The organism is Frankia sp. R82 (genome assembly GCF_023716925.1).
GTDB lineage: Bacteria > Actinomycetota > Actinomycetes > Frankiales > Frankiaceae > Frankia.
The window spans coordinates 1-18,233 of record NZ_JAMQQG010000086.1 but is presented as its reverse complement, the minus strand read 5'-3'; the positions used below and the strand labels follow the sequence as shown (position 1 = coordinate 18,233).

General features: G+C 72.3%; 16 protein-coding genes and 1 pseudogene. 12 read left to right on the top strand and 5 right to left on the bottom strand.

Translation table 11 applies throughout. The features are described 5' to 3' along the window. Positions 1 to 1,521: MinD/ParA family protein (locus ND747_RS14945; protein ID WP_251734229.1), on the top strand; the 1,521-nt coding region annotated here is incomplete at its 5' end. A gap of 61 nt (positions 1,522 to 1,582) precedes the next feature. Here ND747_RS14945 and ND747_RS14940 read toward each other — a convergent pair. Both ND747_RS14940 and ND747_RS14935 read right to left on the bottom strand, forming a co-directional pair. Next, on the bottom strand, positions 1,583 to 2,737 hold the full coding sequence (locus tag ND747_RS14940; RefSeq protein ID WP_251734231.1) for a geranylgeranyl reductase family protein: 1,155 nt from the start codon (positions 2,735 to 2,737) through the stop codon (positions 1,583 to 1,585). Between the two features lie 117 nt (positions 2,738 to 2,854). Continuing rightward, positions 2,855 to 4,021, bottom strand: coding sequence for a DUF5926 family protein (locus tag ND747_RS14935; RefSeq protein WP_374216233.1), 1,167 nt, complete (start codon positions 4,019 to 4,021; stop codon positions 2,855 to 2,857). 347 nt (positions 4,022 to 4,368) lie between these two features. Here ND747_RS14935 and ND747_RS14930 point away from each other — a divergent pair, with 347 nt between their 5' ends. Then, complete coding sequence (locus ND747_RS14930) at positions 4,369 to 5,316, top strand: FAD-dependent oxidoreductase (protein ID WP_251734228.1); 948 nt, start codon at positions 4,369 to 4,371, stop codon at positions 5,314 to 5,316. Positions 5,317 to 5,361: 45 nt separating this feature from the next. Then, positions 5,362 to 6,198 (top strand): ATP-binding protein, encoded by an 837-nt coding sequence (locus ND747_RS14925; protein ID WP_308204632.1) that lies wholly within the window; start codon positions 5,362 to 5,364, stop codon positions 6,196 to 6,198. Here the strand turns inward: ND747_RS14925 and ND747_RS29370 are convergent. Continuing rightward, entirely contained in the window at positions 6,172 to 7,281 is a 1,110-nt protein-coding gene (locus ND747_RS29370; RefSeq protein ID WP_374216232.1) for an ABC transporter ATP-binding protein, read from the bottom strand. The two genes, ND747_RS14925 and ND747_RS29370, sit on opposite strands and share 27 nt — an antisense overlap. 84 nt (positions 7,282 to 7,365) lie before the next feature. Between ND747_RS29370 and ND747_RS14915 the strand changes: the two are divergent. The 3 genes and pseudogenes from ND747_RS14915 to ND747_RS14905 form a co-directional block, all read left to right on the top strand. Next, positions 7,366 to 8,010: pseudogene (locus ND747_RS14915) on the top strand (ABC transporter permease); the annotation flags it as partial. A 143-nt stretch (positions 8,011 to 8,153) separates the two neighbouring features. After that, positions 8,154 to 8,831 carry an ABC transporter permease gene (locus ND747_RS14910; protein WP_251734226.1) on the top strand — a complete coding sequence of 226 codons (678 nt, stop codon included), beginning with the start codon at positions 8,154 to 8,156 and terminating at the stop codon, positions 8,829 to 8,831. A 279-nt stretch (positions 8,832 to 9,110) separates the two neighbouring features. After that, entirely contained in the window at positions 9,111 to 10,115 is a 1,005-nt protein-coding gene (locus tag ND747_RS14905) for an ABC transporter substrate-binding protein (protein WP_251734225.1), read from the top strand. Positions 10,116 to 10,249: 134 nt separating this feature from the next. Here the strand turns inward: ND747_RS14905 and ND747_RS14900 are convergent, their stop codons facing one another. After that, positions 10,250 to 11,299, bottom strand: coding sequence for a DUF3027 domain-containing protein (locus ND747_RS14900; RefSeq protein ID WP_251734224.1), 1,050 nt, complete (start codon positions 11,297 to 11,299; stop codon positions 10,250 to 10,252). 82 nt (positions 11,300 to 11,381) lie between these two features. Between ND747_RS14900 and ND747_RS14895 the strand changes: the two genes are divergently transcribed. The 4 genes from ND747_RS14895 (at position 11,382) to ND747_RS14880 (ending at position 15,564) form a co-directional block, all read left to right on the top strand. After that, positions 11,382 to 12,902 (top strand): MFS transporter, encoded by a 1,521-nt coding sequence (locus ND747_RS14895; RefSeq protein ID WP_251734223.1) that lies wholly within the window; start codon positions 11,382 to 11,384, stop codon positions 12,900 to 12,902. A 275-nt stretch (positions 12,903 to 13,177) separates the two neighbouring features. After that, positions 13,178 to 14,170, top strand: coding sequence for a futalosine hydrolase (gene mqnB, locus ND747_RS14890; RefSeq protein WP_251734222.1), 993 nt, complete (start codon positions 13,178 to 13,180; stop codon positions 14,168 to 14,170). Positions 14,171 to 14,266: 96 nt separating this feature from the next. After that, positions 14,267 to 15,130 (top strand): 1,4-dihydroxy-6-naphthoate synthase, encoded by an 864-nt coding sequence (locus ND747_RS14885; RefSeq protein WP_251734221.1) that lies wholly within the window; start codon positions 14,267 to 14,269, stop codon positions 15,128 to 15,130. Between the two features lie 83 nt (positions 15,131 to 15,213). Continuing rightward, on the top strand, positions 15,214 to 15,564 hold the full coding sequence (locus ND747_RS14880) for a rhodanese-like domain-containing protein (protein ID WP_251734220.1): 351 nt from the start codon (positions 15,214 to 15,216) through the stop codon (positions 15,562 to 15,564). 67 nt (positions 15,565 to 15,631) lie between these two features. On the opposite strand, the gene ND747_RS14875 is transcribed toward ND747_RS14880, so the two are convergent. Continuing rightward, positions 15,632 to 15,877 carry a hypothetical protein gene (locus ND747_RS14875; RefSeq protein ID WP_251734219.1) on the bottom strand — a complete coding sequence of 82 codons (246 nt, stop codon included), beginning with the start codon at positions 15,875 to 15,877 and terminating at the stop codon, positions 15,632 to 15,634. Between the two features lie 240 nt (positions 15,878 to 16,117). Here ND747_RS14875 and ND747_RS14870 point away from each other — a divergent pair, with 240 nt between their 5' ends. Further along, positions 16,118 to 16,513: a cold-shock protein gene (locus ND747_RS14870; protein WP_251734218.1), complete on the top strand. Its 396-nt coding sequence runs from the start codon at positions 16,118 to 16,120 to the stop codon at positions 16,511 to 16,513. 502 nt (positions 16,514 to 17,015) lie between these two features. Further along, positions 17,016 to 18,233, top strand: a 1,218-nt coding sequence (locus tag ND747_RS14865; RefSeq protein ID WP_251734217.1) for a serine/threonine-protein kinase, incomplete at its 3' end; no start/stop codon positions are given.

The window sequence follows — 18,233 nt, the reverse complement described above, 5'->3', positions numbered from 1 at the left end:
CTGCCGCCGCCCCCGGCCCAGCCGCCGCCGTTCCCGCCGCCGCCGCCGTTCCAGCCACCGGCCTCGCTGCCGCCGGCCCAGCCGCCGCCGTTCCACCCCACCACGGACGACCGTCCATCGGCAGGTCATCGACCGCTACCGGCGGTCCAGGCGCACCAGAACCCCTGGTCGCACTCGGATAGCTCCAGCTATCCGAGTTACCTGCCACCGTCGCTGGCCGGATCCCAGCCGCCGTCCGCTCCGCGCGGACCGGTGGCTGGGCCGGCTCCCTCCGGCTACCAGCCCCACCCGGCCCACCAGCCGCGATCCAGCCACCGGTACGACACCGGCCACCAGACCGACACCGGCCACCGGTACGACACGGGCCTCCAGACCGATGCCAGCTACCAGTACGAGCCGGGCTACCAGCGCCATTCCGGCGAGGAGCCGTACCCCGGCTACCAGCCCTACCCGGACGACCGCCCCGGCCGGCCGTCCGGCGCGGTGGGCCAGGTGCAGGACCCCGCCGCGGCGGGGTGGGCCGGCCACCAATCGTGGCCGGGGCCGCTGCCGGGATCGGACCATCCGCCCGCGACCGGCTCGCACTCGGCCGCCGGTCAGCCGCGGCTGACCAGTGCGCTGCTGCCCGCCCCACCCCCGACGGCGTCGCGCGGCTGGCGCAAGCTGATCTACCAGGTGTCGGCCGGTGCGGTGAACCCCGGGCCGTCCGCCGACGAGGTCCGCGACCGTCGGCTCGTCGGCCGCATCCGCACCCCCCTGCAGGACTGTCATCGGATCGCGGTGCTGTCTCTCAAGGGCGGGGTCGGCAAGACGACGGCGACGGTCGCGCTCGGATCGATGCTCGCCAGCCTGCGCGGCGACCGGGTGGTGGCGATCGACGCCAACCCGGACCGGGGCACTCTGAGCTCCAAGGTGCCCCGCACGTCCGCACACACCGTGCGAGAGCTGCTCGCCGACGCCCCACGCCTGCACCGCTATGTGGACGTCCGCAAGTACCTGTCCCAGGCCGACTCCCGGCTGGAGGTGCTGGCCTCGGCGAACGACCCGGAACTGGCCGAGGCCTTCGGTGAGCTCGAGTACCGGGCCGTGGACGATCTGCTCCAGCGGCACTACTCGATCCTGCTCACCGACTGTGGGACGAGCATCCTGCACAGCGCCATGTACGGGGTGCTGGACCTGGCCGACACCCTGGTCATCGTCAGCAGTGCGACCGAGGACAGCGGTGCCAGCGCGGAGGCCACCCTCGACTGGCTCGAGAACAACGGTTACACCGACCAGGTGCGCGAAGCCGTGGCCGTGATCTCCCTGTTCCCGGCCACGGCCCAACGGGTCGACGTCGACGAGCTCACCCACCACTTCGAGGGCCGCACCCGCCGGGTGGTGCAGGTCCCCCATGACCCGCACCTGGCCGCCGGCGGCCGGATCGTCCTGGCGGACCTGCGCCGGGAGACCTTCGAGGCGTATCGGGAGATCGCCGGCGCGGTGGCGGAGCGGTTCGGCCAGGAGGGCCTGCGCGGCTGATCTGCCCGCTGGCAGGGCGGGCGGCAGCCGGCCCCGGCCAGCGAGGCTCGGGCGGTGGCGCTCAGCGGGACAGCGCCGCGACCGCCGCTCGCACACCGGGCCGGCGCAGCTGGCGCGCCACCGTCGTGCGTCCCTCGATAAGCCTGGTGAACAGGCCGAACGTGCCTGGGCTGGCCAGCAGCATGTGCATGACCACCGGCCGACGGGCGAACGCGGCCAGCACCTCCCGGCCGGCGTCCATCTCCGGACCGAGGATCTGTTCGATCCGGGACGGATAGCCGGCGAGCGCCGCCACCCCGCGCGGCCCACTGGCCCGCGGGGCCGCCACCGTGGCGGCCGCGGCCTCCCCGGCGAGCCGACCCGAACGCAGGGCGAACGAGATGCCCTCGCGCGTCCACGGATCGAGCAGGCCGGCCGCGTCCCCACTGACGATCACCCGGCCACGGCGCAACGGCGAGTCAACGGCCCGAACCCGGGTGAGATGCCCCGAGTCGTGCTCGCGGGGCAGCCCGGCGAGGCCGAAGCGCTCGACGAACCGGCGGTAGTAGCTGCGCAGCGCTGCGCCCTGCGCACGGTCCCCGATCACGCCGACGGTCAGTACCCGACCCTTCGGAAACACCCAGCCGTAGGAGCCGGGCACCGGCCCCCAGTCGAGCAGCATCCGCCCGGCCCAACGATCGGCCATCGCGGCGTCGACGACGAACTCGCCTTCCAGGCCCACGTCCACCTGGTCGCAGCGCACCCCGACATAGCTACCGCACCGCCCGGACGTGCCATCCGCCCCGATCACCACCCGGGCCCGCACATCGGCACCGGAACGCACCCGCACCGTGACGGCATCGCCGTTCTCCGCCAGGCCTACGACCTGCACTCCGGTCCGAACCGTCGCACCGGCCTGTTGGGCTGCCGCGAGCAGAGCGGCATCCAGCTCGGCACGCATCACCATCGACAGCCACGGCCGGCCGTCGCGACGCCCACGGCTGGCCTCGTACCGGCCGTCCAGGGTCACGGTCAGTGCGCTGGCAGTCGATCGGACCAGGCCGGTCAGATCGATACCGACATGATCGGCGGACAGTCCGACCAACCCGCCGCCGCAGGTCTTGTACCTGGGTACCGCGGACCGTTCGAGCAGGCAGACCCGCGCACCGGCCGCGGCGGCCGCCCGGGCCGCGCTGCCCCCCGCGGGGCCGGCCCCGACCACGACCACGTCAAACATGTCGTCGCCGCCGGCGGAGGACCTGTGATCGGCGTCCGACCTACGTCCGACATGGTGGCCGCCTTCGACAAGGTGGCCGCCTTCGACATCGAAGGTGGGGTCAGTGTCGGGCATGGGTCAGCGCAGGGTGAGGCTGCGGCCGACCAGTCCGGCGCGGATGCGCCGCTGGGCCGCGTCGAGCGGGGCCTGCTCCGCGAGCGCCGTGCGGTAGGCGGCCAGCAGCTCGACGGCGGGTTGCTCGCAGGCCGACGCCTCGGTGCCAGCGGCCAGGTCCCAGACCGGGACGACCAGCCCGTCAGCCCGGAAGAACCCGACGAACCGGGATCCCGGTCCCACGGTGAGCTGGTCCGCGGCGGACAGCCGGGCCAGCGCGTCGAGCAGCGTCTCCTCCGAGCGGGCCACCGGCATGCCCTCGGCCTGAGCATCGTCGGACGTGCCGGTGCCGGCCGGCGCGGCCAGCGGCAGCGACCAGCGCAGGTGCCAGCGGTCGCCGGGATGGCACCAGTAGGCAGCCGGTACCGAGGTGAGTCGGACGGTGGGCACCACGGTGGCGTTGGCCCGCTCGAGCATCGCGGCCACCTCCTGGCTGGTGGCGTCCCCGCCGGTGTCCTCCGACGACGGCAGCCACCAGGCAAACCCGTCGTGGACGGTGATCTCCAGGGGCGCGGGGTCCAGCACGTCGACCAGCCCTGGCAGCGCCGCGAGGCCATCGGCCTGCTGACTGACCAGCAGCGGCGACGAGGCGGCCGGCGTGTCGATCACACTGCCCGGCGTGGCGTCGAGGGCGGCGAGCAGCGCGCCGGCGATGTCCCGCGACGCATCCAGGCCGGGCACGGCGGTCTGCATCGCCACGAGGATCTCGCCGTCGTCGCGGACCAGGGCCGGCGCCGCCTGCGGCAGCATCGTGCCAAGGACGATGCGTCGTCCGGCGTGCTCGGGATGGGCGCCGAGATGGGCTGTCGACAGGTGCAGCGGCGCGGTCGCGCTCGGCACCAGCTCCCGCAGGGCGACGAGATCCGGCTCGTCGCGGCGACCGACGAACGGCCGCAGCACGGGGGCTGGCCGGCTACGGCCACCGTGGCAGGCCTTGTACCGGCGCCCCGACCCGCACGGGCAGGGTTCACGCGGACCGACCGCCGCGATCGTCCCGTCAGTGGACGGCTGCGCTCCCGGCCGACGGTGGTCGACCGCGCCGGTGCCGGAGCCGGCGCCCAGGGCGGAGCCGGCGGTGATGGGCCGGGCGGAGCGAGTGCCCGGGCGCTGGGGGGCGGTTCGGCGTGCGATCGCTGGCTCCTGTGGTGGTTCGGGACGACCTGGCACCGGGGGACTCCGGCCCCGGTAAGGCTAGGGCATCGCCGCCGCCGGGCACGCGACGGCGGCTGCGGTGATTCCCACCGCGACCGCGCCCTCAATCGTCAAATCAAGGGTGAACACCCAGTCAATTACCGGGAAAACCCGCCAGAGAGTGACGTGTTGTCCCACGCTGATGTCACCTCGGGCAGGCGGCCGAGGCACGCGCCGGGCACGATGATGGTGAGCTGACCGGCCCGATGGTGGTCGGGCGGACTGGACGTCAGTCGCGCACAACAGCCGTCGAGTGGGAGATTGGGGGGTTGGTGCCAAAGGTCCTCGTGGCCGGCGGAGGAATTGCGGGAATCGCCTGCGCCAGCGTGCTGCAGGCCGGCGGGATCGCGGTGCGGGTTCGTGACCGCGGTCGTGTGATCGGCGGCCGGATGGCCTCCCGGTGGGTCGACGGTCGGATCGTCGATTCCGGTGCCTCCTATTTCACGGTGACCTCCCCGCAGTTCGCGGAGGTCGTCGCGGACTGGACCACCCGCGGGGTGGCGCGGGCCTGGACGCGACGCATGGCGGTGCTGCGCGGTTCCGACGGTGCGCTGGTACTGGGCGAGCCGGGGCCGATCCGGTACACCGCTCCGGGCGGCCTGCGTTCCCTGGTGGCCGATCTCGCCTCCCGCACCGGGGTCCCGGTGACGCAGGCGGCGCCGATCGCCCGGATCACCCCCGGCCCCCGCGTCGACGGTGAACGAGTCGATGCGGCGGTGTTGGCCATGCCCGATCCGCAGGCGGTCCGACACCTCGACGACGCCCTCACCGCCGAGCGGGCGATGGTGGTCGACCGCCCGTGGCTGCCGGCGCTGACGCTGCTCGCCGGCTGGAAACATCGCTGCTGGGCCCCGTTCGACGGCGCGTTCGTACATGAGGACGACACCCTGACGTGGATCGCCGACGACGGGCGGCGCCGAGGCGATCAGGCCCCGGTACTCGTCGCACACTCCACCGCCGACTATGCCCGGCCACGGCTGGCCGATCCCATCGCGGCCGGACCCGGACTACTCGTGGCGGTGCGCCGGCTGCTGGCGATCGACGAGCCGCCACAGTGGTTCCGGGTGCAACGCTGGTCGTTCGCCCGACCCGAGCAGTGCCATGACCGTTCGTTCTTCCTGTCCGACAATGACATCGGCCTCGCCGGCGACGGCTGGGGCACACAATCGAAGATCGAGAATGCGTGGCTCTCCGGTACCAGACTGGGCCATGCGATCATCGACCGGCTCTCCTGAGCGACACGCCGAGCAACATCGGCACATGTGACCAAGAACCGACAAATGTCGGACGAGCTGGTTCGATTGATGCCGCCGCGGGGGGGTACACCTGGCGACATGGAGATCAAACTGAGCCTGTCGTTGCCACGCGATGAGATCTCCATTCCGGTGGTCCGAAAAATCTGCACGCAATCCCTGATAGTTCTCGGCGTCATCCGGGAATGCATCGACGATGTTGAGCTTGCGTTGACAGAAGCCTGTGCCAATGTGCTGATTCACGCCCAGATCGAGGACGAGTACGAGGTTTCGGTGGGGGTGGACAACGAGGTGGCCGTGATCGAGGTCAGCGACCGCGGTGGCGGCTTCGACCCGACTGTCGATCCCAACCAGGTCGTCACCACCGCCGGGGAGATCGCCCACCACGACGGCACCGTCCCCGACGGTGCTGACAGCCTCGGTACTGGTGGCACCAGCGGTGTCGGCAGCGGCGATGACAGCAGGGGCAACGACGACACCGACGGGCTCGCCCCGGACAGCGTTCCCGAGCAGGGCCGGGGAATCTTCCTCATGAAGGCGCTGATGGATCAGGTGCAGTTCCACCGGGTGGACGGTCCGCACCGGGGTACCCGGGTCCACCTGGAGAAGGTTCTGGCCTGGGAGGAGAGCGCACCCGGCGCCCGCCTGAGCCGGCCACGCACCCCAACCGGGCCATGGGGCACCGCACCCACGAGCCCCACCCATACCCCGGCGCCGGCCTCGCCTGCGACGTCCGCTCCGGCCTCGTCCTCTCCGGCCTCGACATCATCGACGGTCTCGGCGCCGCCCTCGACGACGGCCTCGGCACCCGCCGAGATCCGCGGTTTCTCGGCCGACTCAGAGATCGCCGACAGGGCCCTGTGACGACCCACCCGTGGTACCAGCGTCATCAGCGGCCACCGACCGACGCAGGGCGGCATGCAGCCCCGCAGGCGTGAGCACCCCGATCGGCCGCTCGGCCGGATCATCCTCGGACGCCCCGGCGCTGGTGGTCGCGTAGACATCGAGGGTGTCCCGGTCCTGAGCCAGTAGCGCGGCCAGCGCCTGGCGCAGCGGCGCACCCACCCGCACCCTGGCCGACCCGGCACCCACCACAGCCGAACCGGCCTTTCCGCCAGACTTACGTGTCCCGCCGGCACCGCCCGTCCCGCCGGCACCGTGCGGGCGGGACGGTTCCAGATCGGCGGGGAGCAGGGGGGTGACGGCCAGTCGGCGCAGCGCCCGGTCGGCGCCGACGAAGTCGGCCACGAAGTCCGTCGCCGGGCGGCCCAGGATGCGCGCGGGCGGATCGAGCTGTTCCAGGGTGCCGCCCTGGCTGAACACCGCGACCCGGTCGCCGAGCCGGATCGCCTCGTCCAGATCGTGCGTGACGAACACGACCGTCTTGCGAATCTCCTGTTGCAGTCGCAGGAACTCGGCCTGCAGCCGCGCCCGGGCGATCGGGTCGATCGCCGAGAACGGCTCGTCCATCAGCAACACCGGAGGGTCCGCCGCCAAGGCCCGCGCCACCCCGACCCGCTGCTGCTGCCCGCCGGACAGCTCGTGGGGGTAGCGCCGTCCGACGGTGGCCGGATCCAGCCCGACCAGCTCCAGCAGCTCGTCCACCCGAGGCCGGATCCGCGCCGACGGCCAGCCGAGCAGCCGCGGCACGGTGGCTACGTTGGCCCGGACGGTCAGATGCCCGAACAGCCCGACCTGCTGGATGACGTAACCGATCCGCCGACGCAACCGCACCGGGTCGGTCCGGGCGACGTCCTGGCCGGCCACCAGGATGCGTCCACTCGTCGGCTCGACCAACCTATTGATCATCTTCATGGTCGTGGTCTTGCCGCAGCCAGACGGGCCCACCATGCACAGCAGCTCCCCCGCCGGCACATCGAAGCTCAGATCGCGCACCGCCACCGTGCCGTCCGGATAGCGCCGACCGACCCCGACCAGCGAAATCATCGGATCCGCCAGGGCTTCGGATGTCGTGGTGGCGGGTTGACCGGTTGTCGGCATCGTGTCCTCCCGACCGGTTACGGTGCATCGATGGCCATCGCCGCGTCCGGGACCTGCCTCGAACGGAACGCGTGGATCTGCGGAGACTACGTCCGTACGCGCTCCGACGAGCTGTGGACGGCCACCCGCGAGCACATCTCACTGACGGTGAGCTCAGTTCCCCTCGGTCTGGTGATCGCCGCTGTGCTGGTCCTGTTCGCCCGGCGCTACCGGGCGAGCGTTCCCTGGCTCGGCGGCCTCACGAACGTGCTGTACACGGTGCCGTCGCTGGCGTTCTTCGCGCTGCTGCTGCCGGTCACCGGCCTGTCCGTGACGACGGTCCGCATCGGGTTGGTGGCGTACACGCTGGTCATCCTGTTCCGGGGCCTGCTGGCCGGGCTCGACGCGGTCCCGGACGACGTGCGGGAGGCCGCCCGCGGCATGGGCTACGGCCCCGCCCGGCTGCTGCTCACCGTCGAGCTCCCCCTCGCCCTGCCCGCGATCATGGCGGCGATCCGGGTCGCCACCGTCTCGACCATCGCCCTGGTCACCGTGGGGGCGGTGATCGGTCACGGCGGCCTCGGCAACCTGATCTACGACGGTCTGAACAGCTCCTTCAAGTCCGAGGTGCTGACCGCCTCGGTGCTGTGCATCACGCTCGCCATCGTCGCCGACCTGCTGCTGGTGGCCGTGCAGTGACTGCTCACACCCTGGCGGCACGGCCGGCGGTTGCGTCGCCGGCGTCCCGGCAATCCGCCGGACCCGGGCACCAGCCCGCCCGCGGGAACGAGCTCGCCGGCGGGTGTGGGGCCGCAGACGGCGCCGGAGGCGACGACCACATGAGCACGTTGACGAGCGCCCTGGACTGGCTCACCACCGGAGCGAGCTGGCGCGGCGAGGAGGGGATCGCGACCCGCCTCGGCGAGCATGTGATGCTCACCGCCACCTCGGTCGCAATCGCGTCGGCGGTGGCGCTGCCGATCGGGATCGCACTGGGTCACCTCGGCCGTGGCGGCACGCTGGCGATCAACATCTCGAACATCGGACGGGCGGTGCCGACACTCGCCGTGCTGGTGCTGCTGGCCATCGGTCCGCTGGGCATCGGGGACCTGACCACGGTGCTCGCACTCACCCTGTTCGCCATCGCCCCTCTGGTCACGAACAGCTATGTGGGAATCAGCGAGGTCGATCCCGGTGCCGTGCAGGCCGCGCGGGGCATGGGCATGTCCGGCGGCCAGGTGCTGCGCCGGGTGGAGCTCCCCCTCGCCCTCCCGATGATCTTTCTGGGCCTGCGGTTGGCCACGGTGCAGGTGGTGGCGACCGCAACCATCGCCGCCCTGATCGACGGCGGTGGCCTCGGCCGCTTCGTCGTCGACGGTCTGGCCAACCACGAACAGAACAAGGTCGTCGGCGGCGCGATCCTGGTCGCCGTGCTCGCCCTCATGGTGGACGGCGTCCTGTTCGTCCTGACCCGCCTGCTGACCCGGGTCCCGCGGCCCACCCGCGCCCGCCGCTGACCGTCCCGGCCACCCGCCGCGGGCCTGTTCGCCTGGCCGCCCACCCTCCGCAGCCAAACGCACCTCACCCGCCCGAACAGCCCCCGCCCCCACCCCCACCACGCCCCGCTACGGGCCCCGGCCCAGAATCCGCCGGTGCGGGCCCGCCGCGGAGGGTGAAGGGAAGCGGGGATTTCCCACCTTGGCGCTGTGGTTTATGTCGGTTGCGGTTGCGGTGGGGCACAGGCTGCGGGAGGGTGACGGCCGAACCCGTCCAGAGAGCGCCGGAGGACCGACCTCGTGACAGACCCAGCAGCACTGATCGGAGCGCGGCGCCGGCCGCGTGCCCTGGTGGCCGGCCTGGCCGCCCTGGTCGCCCTGATCCTGGGCCTGGCCGCCTGTGGCTCGGACACCAGCGGCAACACCGGCGGCACCGGTGGCAGCGGCAGTTCGGCCGGCGCCACCGACTCGTCTACCGGGGGGACGCTCACGGTCGCCGACGCCGGCTTCACCGAGAGCAAGATTCTCGCGGAGATGTACGCGGCCCTGCTGGAGAGGGCCGGCTACAAGGTCGAGCGGACGTCGGTGCAGCAGACCGAGCTGGCACAGTCCTCGCTGGAAAAGGGCATCGTGGACGCCATGCCGCAGTACGTCGCGACGTATGCGGACCTGCTCAACACCGAGATCAACGGAGCGCAGGCGGCGTCGGTCTCGTCGCCTGACCTGCAGAAGTCCCTGACGGCGCTGCGCTCACTCGCCGGGCGTCGCGGCCTGACCGTGCTCAACCCGGCGTCCGCCGTCGACCAGAACGCCTTCGCGGTGAGCACGTCGTTCGCCACCGAGCACCACCTGCGGACCCTGTCCGACCTGGGGACCAGCGGCCTGACCGTCAAGCTCGCCGCCGGCCCGGAGTGCGCTACCCGACCCTTCTGCCAGCCGGGGCTGGAGAAGACCTACGGCGTCAAGATCAGCGAGATCGTGCGCACGGGCGTGGACACCCCGCAGACCAAAGCCGCCGTCAAGGACGGCAAGGCCCAGCTCGGCCTGGTGCTGACCACCGACGCCACCGTCGCCGACAGCGGCCTCGTCGTCCTGACGGACGACAAAAAGCTGCAGAACGCGGACAACCTCGTCCCGATCGTCAACACGAAGTCCCTGACCCCGAAGATCTCCGCCGCACTGAACCGCCTCGCCCCGGTGCTCACCACCGCCGACCTGGGCGCGCTCAACAAGAAGGTCGACTCCTCCCGGGAGAAGCCGTCCGACGTTGCCCGTTCCTACCTCAGGGACAAGGGCCTGCTCTAGGTCCCGCTGACGACCCTGGCCGTCCGGTCGGCAGTGCCCCGGTCGGACGGCCAGGCTCCCGGACGGCCGGGCGCATGCGAGCCCCGTCCGCACGTGAGGCGCGGGTGTGCGTCGGACGGGCAGCTCGGGTTCGGTCAGGAGTGGCCGTAGGGTTCGGGGCCATCGGCGGACTCGTCCCCCGGTTCCGGGTCCGCCACGGAGCCGGGCGGATGGGCCGCGACACCGATGAGCTCCACGTCCCCCGGAGCGAGGCCGGTCGGGTCCTCATCGAAGATCACCGGCTCCGGATGGGCGGACGGGGCGATCAAGGCCTCCGAGTGGGCGCCACACCCGTGGTCGATCGCGGTGACCCGCCCGTCGTCCGGGGCGAGCTCGTTGGCGCAGGCGCCGAACATCCGGCCGAGCGCCCCGGCCAGCCGGACGTGAAAGCCGCAGGTCAGACAGGAGGCCGGCGCCACCTTGGCAATGGAGGCGTTCGGGCCGGGGTCGCCTGCGTACCAGCGTTCGACGGCCTCCTCCCGGCCGGTCACCGACAGCACCCGCGGCCGGCCGAGGCCCAGCTCGACGAAGTCGTCGGTGTCGATGAGCTCCTCGACATCGGTCATCCGCAACGCGAGCCGCGGATCGTCGATCGCCGTCGGCAGCAGGTCACCGACACCGACGTCCCCCGGACGCAGCCGCTGCGACCACGGCACCCAGGCCGGCGCGAGCAGTGCGTCGTCCCAGGGCATCAGCACCACGTCGTCGACGGTCGCCTTGCGCACCCGGGCGGCCCGGGTGACCACGATGGTCCATACCCAGCCGTGGTAGGCCGGCGACTCGCAGGCGAACCGGTGCAGGACGATCCGGTCGCCCTCGGCCTCGACCCCGAGATGCGCGCCGACCGCGTCCTCGCTGCCGGCCTCGGCCACGGCTGCGGCCCGGGCCAGGTCCACCGCGGCCGCGCAGGCGGCATCCACCCCGGTATCCCGGCTCACCCGGGCGCCCCGGGACTGCTCGGGCGCGGCCGACGCATCACCGGCGACCGGCGACTCGACGAACGCGGGCGGATCAAGAGAGGCGGACGGGTCGAGGGGTGCCGGCGGCTCGGCGGGCCCGGCCGGTTCGGCCAGGTCGACGGCCGGGCCCGACGCGGGCAGGCGGGTTGACTCGGTCGTGGCGGAACGAGCCTCTGGAGCATCCACGCAACGTATTCTCACCCACGGACACGTGCGCCGCCCGACAAGGTCGTGGAAGCGCAGGCCAGGGACGAGGACACTCGGCACGGTGAGCGTGGGCAGAGCGATCTCCACAGGCGCGCGCCGCCTGCGTACCCGGATCCGCGGGCAGGACGCGGGCCGCACCGGACTGTCCTCGTTGACCGAGTTGTCCTTTGTCAACGCCGCCGGCGATGCCCTGGTCACGGTGGCACTGGCCGGGTCGCTGTTCTTCTCGGTGTCCTCGTCCGAGGCCCGGTCAAAGGTCGCCCTGTACCTGCTGATCACCATGGTGCCGTTTGCGCTGCTGGCCCCGGTGATCGGCCCGTTGCTCGACCGGGTCGCCCATGGTCGGCGCACGGCGCTCGCCGCATTGTGCCTGGCCCGGGGCCTGCTGGCCTGGCAGTTGGCCGGTGCGCTCGACGGGCTGTCCGTCTATCCGCTGGCCCTCGGGCTGCTCGTGCTTTCCCGTGCCTTCGGGGTCGCCCGCAGTGCCGTCACTCCCCGGGTCGCGCCGGCCGAGCTCACCCTGGTGCGGGTCAACTCGCGGATCACGCTGATCACCATTGTCGCCGGGGCGATCGTCGCGCCAGTGGGGCTGGGGTTGGCGAACATTCCGTTCGTCGGCTACCCATGGGTGCTGCGGACGTGCGCGATCGTGTACATGGCCGGCGTGCTGCTCGCCTTCAACCTGCCCGGGCATGTCGATTCGGCCGCCGGTGAGCTGCCGCTGCGGGCGGCGACAGCCCCCGGCGCCGGGCGGCTCGGGCTGCGGGCCCGGCTGCGCGCCACGCTGGGCACAATGCCGGTGGCGCTGCGGGCCACTCTGGTCCTGCGCGGGCTCGTCGGCTTTCTCACGTTTTATCTCGCCTTTCTCCTGCGCACCAACGGCGGCAACAACCTGTGGCTGGGTGGCCTGGCCGTCGCGGCCGGCGCGGGCAGCGGGCTCGGCGTGGTCATCGGTGGCCGGCTCGGCCGGCGCCGGCCGGAGGGCATCCTCGTGCTGGCCATGATCCTCGCGGCCGGCGGGTGTCTCGGCGCGGCCGTCACCTACACCCGGCTCACCTCGCTGCTGGCCGCCCTGCTCGCCAGCATGGCCGGTTCGATGGGCAAGCTCGCGCTGGACGCGATCATCCAACGCGACATCCCGGAGTCGACCCGAAACTCGGCGTTCGCCCGGTCGGAGACGGCCCTGCAGCTCGCCTGGGTCGCCGGCGGCGCGATCGGCCTCATCGAAATGCCCGGCACCCTCGGCTTCGCCCTGGCCGCGATGGTCGTCGTCACCACCGGTGTCGTCCAGTCCCGGGCGCTGCACCGGGCTCGCCAGGCTGCCCGCACCGGGCTGGCCACACCGCCGGGCGTCCCGCCGGCACCGGCGGCGATGGGCAACCAGCCCGACCCGTCGTCCCCGACCGTGCCGATGACCGCCGAAGGTGCCTGGCCGCTGGCCGCAACGATGCCCGAGACGTCGATGCCCGAGACGTCGATGCCCGGATCAATACCCGGACCAATGCCCGAGACGGTCCCCGGATCAATGCCCGGGACGGCGCCGCTCGAGGCATACCGGCCGGGCGGACCACAGCAGGGCTGATCGGGCACCTCGGTGCCAGGTCCGGTGTGCGTATCAACGCAGGTACCCCCGCCACACCGCCGCAGCCCACGCAATGCGCATGCCGCGCCGCACACGGCCATCGGTGCCACGCTGTGTCGTCCGTGGTGCTATGGTCCGGCAACACGTCCGATTTGCACCACATCGAAAACCCCGTGCCGTTACCTTGCCGTCCGGTGCGGTGGCATTCAGGCGAATCGACTCGCACATTCAGGACGGCGGACGAGGACATTCCAAACGATGACCCGGAGGCGGTCGTGAACCGCACCCTGATCGTTACCGCGGTGACCGCTGAGGCGGACGCGGTGTGCGCGGGCCTGATGGGCAGCTGGTCGCGCGGGCGGACCCGGCTACCCACCGGCCCGGCGAACCTGGTCTCTCCCGACTGGGACCGTCAGCTGCTCACCACTTCCACCCTCGGCCCGTACGTGGGTCGCCGGCGCGGCCCGGTGACGGTGCTCGCCGCCGGCACCGGCGGTCCCGCGGCGGCAGCCGGGGCGGCGACGGCGCTGGCGGTCGCGAACGCCGCCGGCCAGCCGTTCGACCTGGTGCTGATGATGGGCGTGGCCGGTGGGTTCCGCGGCTGGGCCGAGATCGGTGACCTCGTCGTCGCCGAGCGCATGGTCGCCGCGGACCTCGGTGCCGAATCCGGCCTCGACGAGGAGCCGCCGGCGGCCGTCGGCCGGATCAGCGAACTCGACCGCAACCTCGGCTTCCATTCCACCGGCGCGCCGACCCCCCGCACCGTCGGTGACGGTCGGGCCGCCGCTGACGCTGCCTTTCTCACCCTGGACGACCTGGGCCTGGGCTCGTCGACCGCCCGTCCCGACCCGGAGCTGGTCTCTCGGTTCGCAACGGTGCTCGACGCCACCGGCCGACGCATCGTCACCGGCACCGTCGTCAGCGTGTCGACCGTGACCGGTACGGAGCGCCGCGCCGCCGCTCTGACCGACCGGCTTGACCCGGTCGCCGAGGCGATGGAGGGTTATGCGGTAGCGCTCGCCGCCCGTGCCTTCGGCGTGCCCGCGGTGGAGATCCGTGCGGTGAGCAACCCGGTCGGTCGGCGTGACCGGGCCGCCTGGAACCTGCCGTCGGCGCTGGCCAGCCTGCGGATGGCCGCTGCCGCACTGGTCGCCCACCCCGAGGGCCTGGTCGCCGCAGCCGAGCCGGTCACCTCCACTGGTGCCGGTCCGGTTTCGCACAGCAACGGCGCAGGCCCGCATGCCAGCGGTCCGGCGCACCAGGGCTAGCAGCCAGGCGGCACGGCCATCAGCGACACGGCCATCGGCAGTGCTGTGCAGCGGTGTCGGCGGTGTCGGCGGCGGCCCTGACGCTAGGAGCGGCGGATGAGCAACGACGCACGACCGGACGACCTGGATGTTGGCCCGGGTCGTCCGGGGCGGACGCTGTCCCTGGCGATCTCCCCGTGCCCGAACGACACGTTCGCCTTCCACGCGCTGGTGCACGGACTGGTCGCCGGGGCACCCGCGGTGGCGGTCGCCTTCGCCGACATCGACGTGCTCAACGGCCGTGCCGCCGAACAGCGTGACGATCTGGTGAAGGTGTCGTACGCCGCCCTGCCGTGGCTGCTCGCCGACTACCAGTTGCTGACCTCCGGCGGCGCGCTCGGGCGTGGTTGTGGCCCGCTGGTGCTCACCGCCGGGCGCAGCGACCTGCGCGGGGCGCGGGTCGCCATCCCGGGTACCCGCACCACCGCCTACCTGCTGTTCCGGTTGTGGGCTGCGGGTGTGGACCTCGCCGCCATCGACGTCCTGCCGTTCGAGCAGATCATGCCCGCGGTGCGGGACGGCCGATACGACGCGGGACTGGTGATCCACGAGTCGCGCTTCACCTACCCGTCCTACGGGCTGACCGCGCTGGCCGACCTCGGCGACTGGTGGGAGGGGCAGACGTCCCTGCCGATTCCGCTCGGGGCGATCCTCGCCCGTCGCGAGCTGGACGGGCCCGCCCTGTCCGCCGCGGTGCGTGACAGCGTGGCGCAGGCGTTCGCCGACCCCTCGGCGTCGCAGGACTACGTCCTCGCGCATGCCCAGGAGATGGAACCCGACGTCGTCGAGGCGCACATCAAGCTGTACGTCAACGAGTTCAGTCTGGACCTCGGCGACGAGGGGTTCGCCGCGGTCCAGGCCCTGCTCGCCCGCGCCGCCGAGGCCGACCTTGTCCCCCCGCTCACCCATCCCCTGCGCTGACCCGCACCGGATGTGTCCGGTTCTCCGGCCGACTGGCAGCTCGGGCGTGGTTCGGCAACGGGCGCGGATGGCAGGATGGACGGGTGAGCTCTGACCAGATTCCGGCCGTGGGTGCCGACGACCTGCCCATTGACCTGACCGTGGACGGGGCGCCCCTGCTCGTCGACGTCCGGGAGCCCGACGAGTGGTCCGCCGGGCACATCGCCGGCGCGCTGCACATTCCGATGGGGGATGTGGTTGCCCGCCTCGACGAGGTTCCCCGCGGGCAGGACATCGTCGTCGTGTGCCGTTCCGGGCGGCGTTCCGCCGCCGTCACCAGTTATCTGGCCCAGGGTGGTTGGCAGGTCCGCAACCTCACCGACGGCATGGTCGCCTGGCAGGCGCGTGGTCGTCCGATGGTGGCCGAGGGCGGCGCCGCCCCCACCGTGCTGTAGCCGAGTTCCCGGCCCGGCTCGCGGCCGAAGCCGCAAGCCGTGGCTGACCGGGCACCACACCGGGCGGTCAGACGACCGGGGCGCCCTCGCCCTGCTGGTGGGCACCGCGCTCGGCGTGCTCCCGGTAGGTGGCAGCCTCGCGCTCGGACACGGTCAGCCCGTCGGCGGCCTCGCGGGCCTGCGGATCGTCCGGGCCGGCGTCGGCCCCACGGACCGCCTCGTCGCGCGCCCGGCCGGCCTCGGCCGCCTCGACGTCATCCCGGGTACGAAAGTCCTCGGGAACCCGTGCCTCGTCATGTTCGAGCTTCGACATCGATCCGCTCCTCATCTCGGGGCCGGTCGGCCGTCCAGGTCCGGACCGCCGACTCGGGTGTCGCGACCAGGCATGCCCGTCGTGCGGCCCGGATAACACGCGTCGAGGAGTCGTCACAGCTCAGGACGATCCAGGCGCCGATCGCTACCGAAGCCCCACGTGTGGTGCGGTCGACCGATAGCCTGGGAGTCCCGCAGCTTTCGTCGCGTTGTCCTGTCGTTACTCAGATCGAGGTCGCCCGTGCCCACCGGCAAAGTCAAATGGTTCGACGTTGACAAGGGCTTCGGCTTTCTGAGCCGCGACGACGGTGGCGACGTCTTCGTGCACAAGGCGGCCCTGCCAGCCGGTGTTGACCGGCTCAAACCAGGTGATCGGGTCGAGTTCGGCGTCGCCGCCGGCCGGCGCGGCGACCAGGCGCTGTCGGTGCGGCTGCTGTCCACGCCGCCGTCGGTGGCCAAGGCGGTCGCGCAGGCCGCGCGGCGCAGCCCCGACGAGCTCCACAGCATGGTGGAGGACATGATCAAGGTGCTTGACGACGTGCAGCGCGACCTTCGCCGTGGGCGCTATCCGGACCGGCGCATCGCGCAGCGGGTCGCCAAGGTCGTCCATGCCGTCGCCAATGAGCTCGAGGCGTAGCCTCAGGGTTCCAGCTGGCTCAGGGGTCCAGCTGGCTCAGGGGTCCAGCTGGCTCAGGGTTCCGGCGGCGCCAGGATGCTCACCCGCCGGCCACATCCTCGACACACTGCCACGTGCGTGCCCGGTTCCTCGTCGGACGGCACAAGATGACTGAGCGGAACCGGACCATCACACCATGGGCAGAGCAGCCACGGCCCGTCCACCCGGCGCCGACCGCCCTCCGCATCGGTGTGCATTCCTCCACGATGCCCCATGTCCACGCGGAAACATCCCACGATCGCAACACATTGTCGTACTGCCGACCCGAACAGCCGACGGTCCGCCGGTGTGTGCCGATGAGCGCGCGCCGTGCGGCAGACTGCGAACGTAGAGCCCGCGCAGCGCCAGGTCGCACGACAGCGGTCGTGACGTGGTCGGGCACGCGGATCGAATCGGGAGTTGAGAGGCATTCGGGTGACTAGTAGTGGGCGGTGGTCGTGACCATCGCCGTACGGTGCTGACCATGGTGGACGACGCCGCCGGCCACGGCCGGCGCCGCAGCGATCCCGGCGACCCGCTCAATCCGCACGAGCCCCGCGTGATCGGCCCCTACACCCTGCTCAGCCGGCTCGGCGTGGGCGGGATGGGCACGGTGTACCTGGCCCGCACCGCGGCCGGGCGGCGGGTCGCCGTCAAGGTCATCCGGCCGGATCTGGCCGCCGACGAGGAGTTTCGCCGTCGGTTCCGGGCCGAGGTCGAGGCGGCCCGCCGGGTCGCGCCGTTCTGCACCGCCGAAGTCCTCGATGCCGACCCCCATGCCCCCGCGCCCTACCTTGTCACCGAGTTCATTGATGGGGTCCGCCTCGACGAGCAGGTTGACCGGGGCCCACTGGCCTCGTCCACCCTGACCGGCCTCGCCGTCGGCGTCGCCACGGCGCTGACCGCCATCCACAGTGCCGGGCTGGTCCATCGCGACCTCAAGCCGAGCAATGTCATGCTGTCGCTGTCAGGCCCACGGGTGATCGACTTCGGCATCGCCCAGGCCCTCGAGGGCGCCAAGGCCAAGCCGACCGCCTGGGGGTTCGGGTCGGCCGGCTGGATGGCACCCGAACAGGTCCACGGCCATCCGATCGGCCCCGAGGCGGACGTGTTCGCCTGGGGCATCCTGATCGCCTACGCCGGCACCGGGCGCCATCCCTTCGGCGACGGCTCCGACATCGATCTCGGCATGCGGATCGTCGGTGGTCCGCCCGACCTGCGTGGCCTGCCCGAGCCGTTGGTCGGTCTGGTCTCCGCGGCGCTGGCCAAGCATCCCGACGACCGTCCCAGCGCCCGTGAGCTGCTACTTCGTCTCGTTGCCGGGCCGACGGCCCATGGCGGGGACGCCGTCGGGCCCGCCTTCGGACAGGTCGAGGAGCTCCTCAACCGCACCGGCGAGGTGCCTCGCCCGGCGCCGACCCGGGTCGGGCCGGTCACCTCACTTCCGGCCCGCCAACCGCCCCGCGGTCGCCCGCCCGGCCGCGACGCGATCCCACCGCGCGACGGCCTACCGTCCCGCGACGGACTGCCATCCCGCGACGGACTGCCATCCCGGGACGGACTGCCACCGCGCCCGGCCGCGCCTGTTCGCGAGGCTCCCCCGCCGCGCGAGGGCGTGCCGCCGGCCCGTGGCGCCATGCCACCGCCGCGTACGGGGATGCCGACCCGCGACCCCGGCCGACCCCACGAGATGGGACCTCCC

Coding starts and splice junctions, on each gene's coding strand:
- ND747_RS14940 (WP_251734231.1), bottom strand. CDS start 2,737: ATGTTTGACGTGGTCGTGGTCGGGGCCGGCCCCGCGGGGGGCAGCGCG.
- ND747_RS14925 (WP_308204632.1), top strand. CDS start 5,362: ATGTCGGACGAGCTGGTTCGATTGATGCCGCCGCGGGGGGGTACACCT.
- ND747_RS29370 (WP_374216232.1), bottom strand. CDS start 7,281: ATGATTTCGCTGGTCGGGGTCGGTCGGCGCTATCCGGACGGCACGGTG.
- ND747_RS14910 (WP_251734226.1), top strand. CDS start 8,154: ATGAGCACGTTGACGAGCGCCCTGGACTGGCTCACCACCGGAGCGAGC.
- ND747_RS14885 (WP_251734221.1), top strand. CDS start 14,267: ATGAGCAACGACGCACGACCGGACGACCTGGATGTTGGCCCGGGTCGT.
- ND747_RS14875 (WP_251734219.1), bottom strand. CDS start 15,877: ATGTCGAAGCTCGAACATGACGAGGCACGGGTTCCCGAGGACTTTCGT.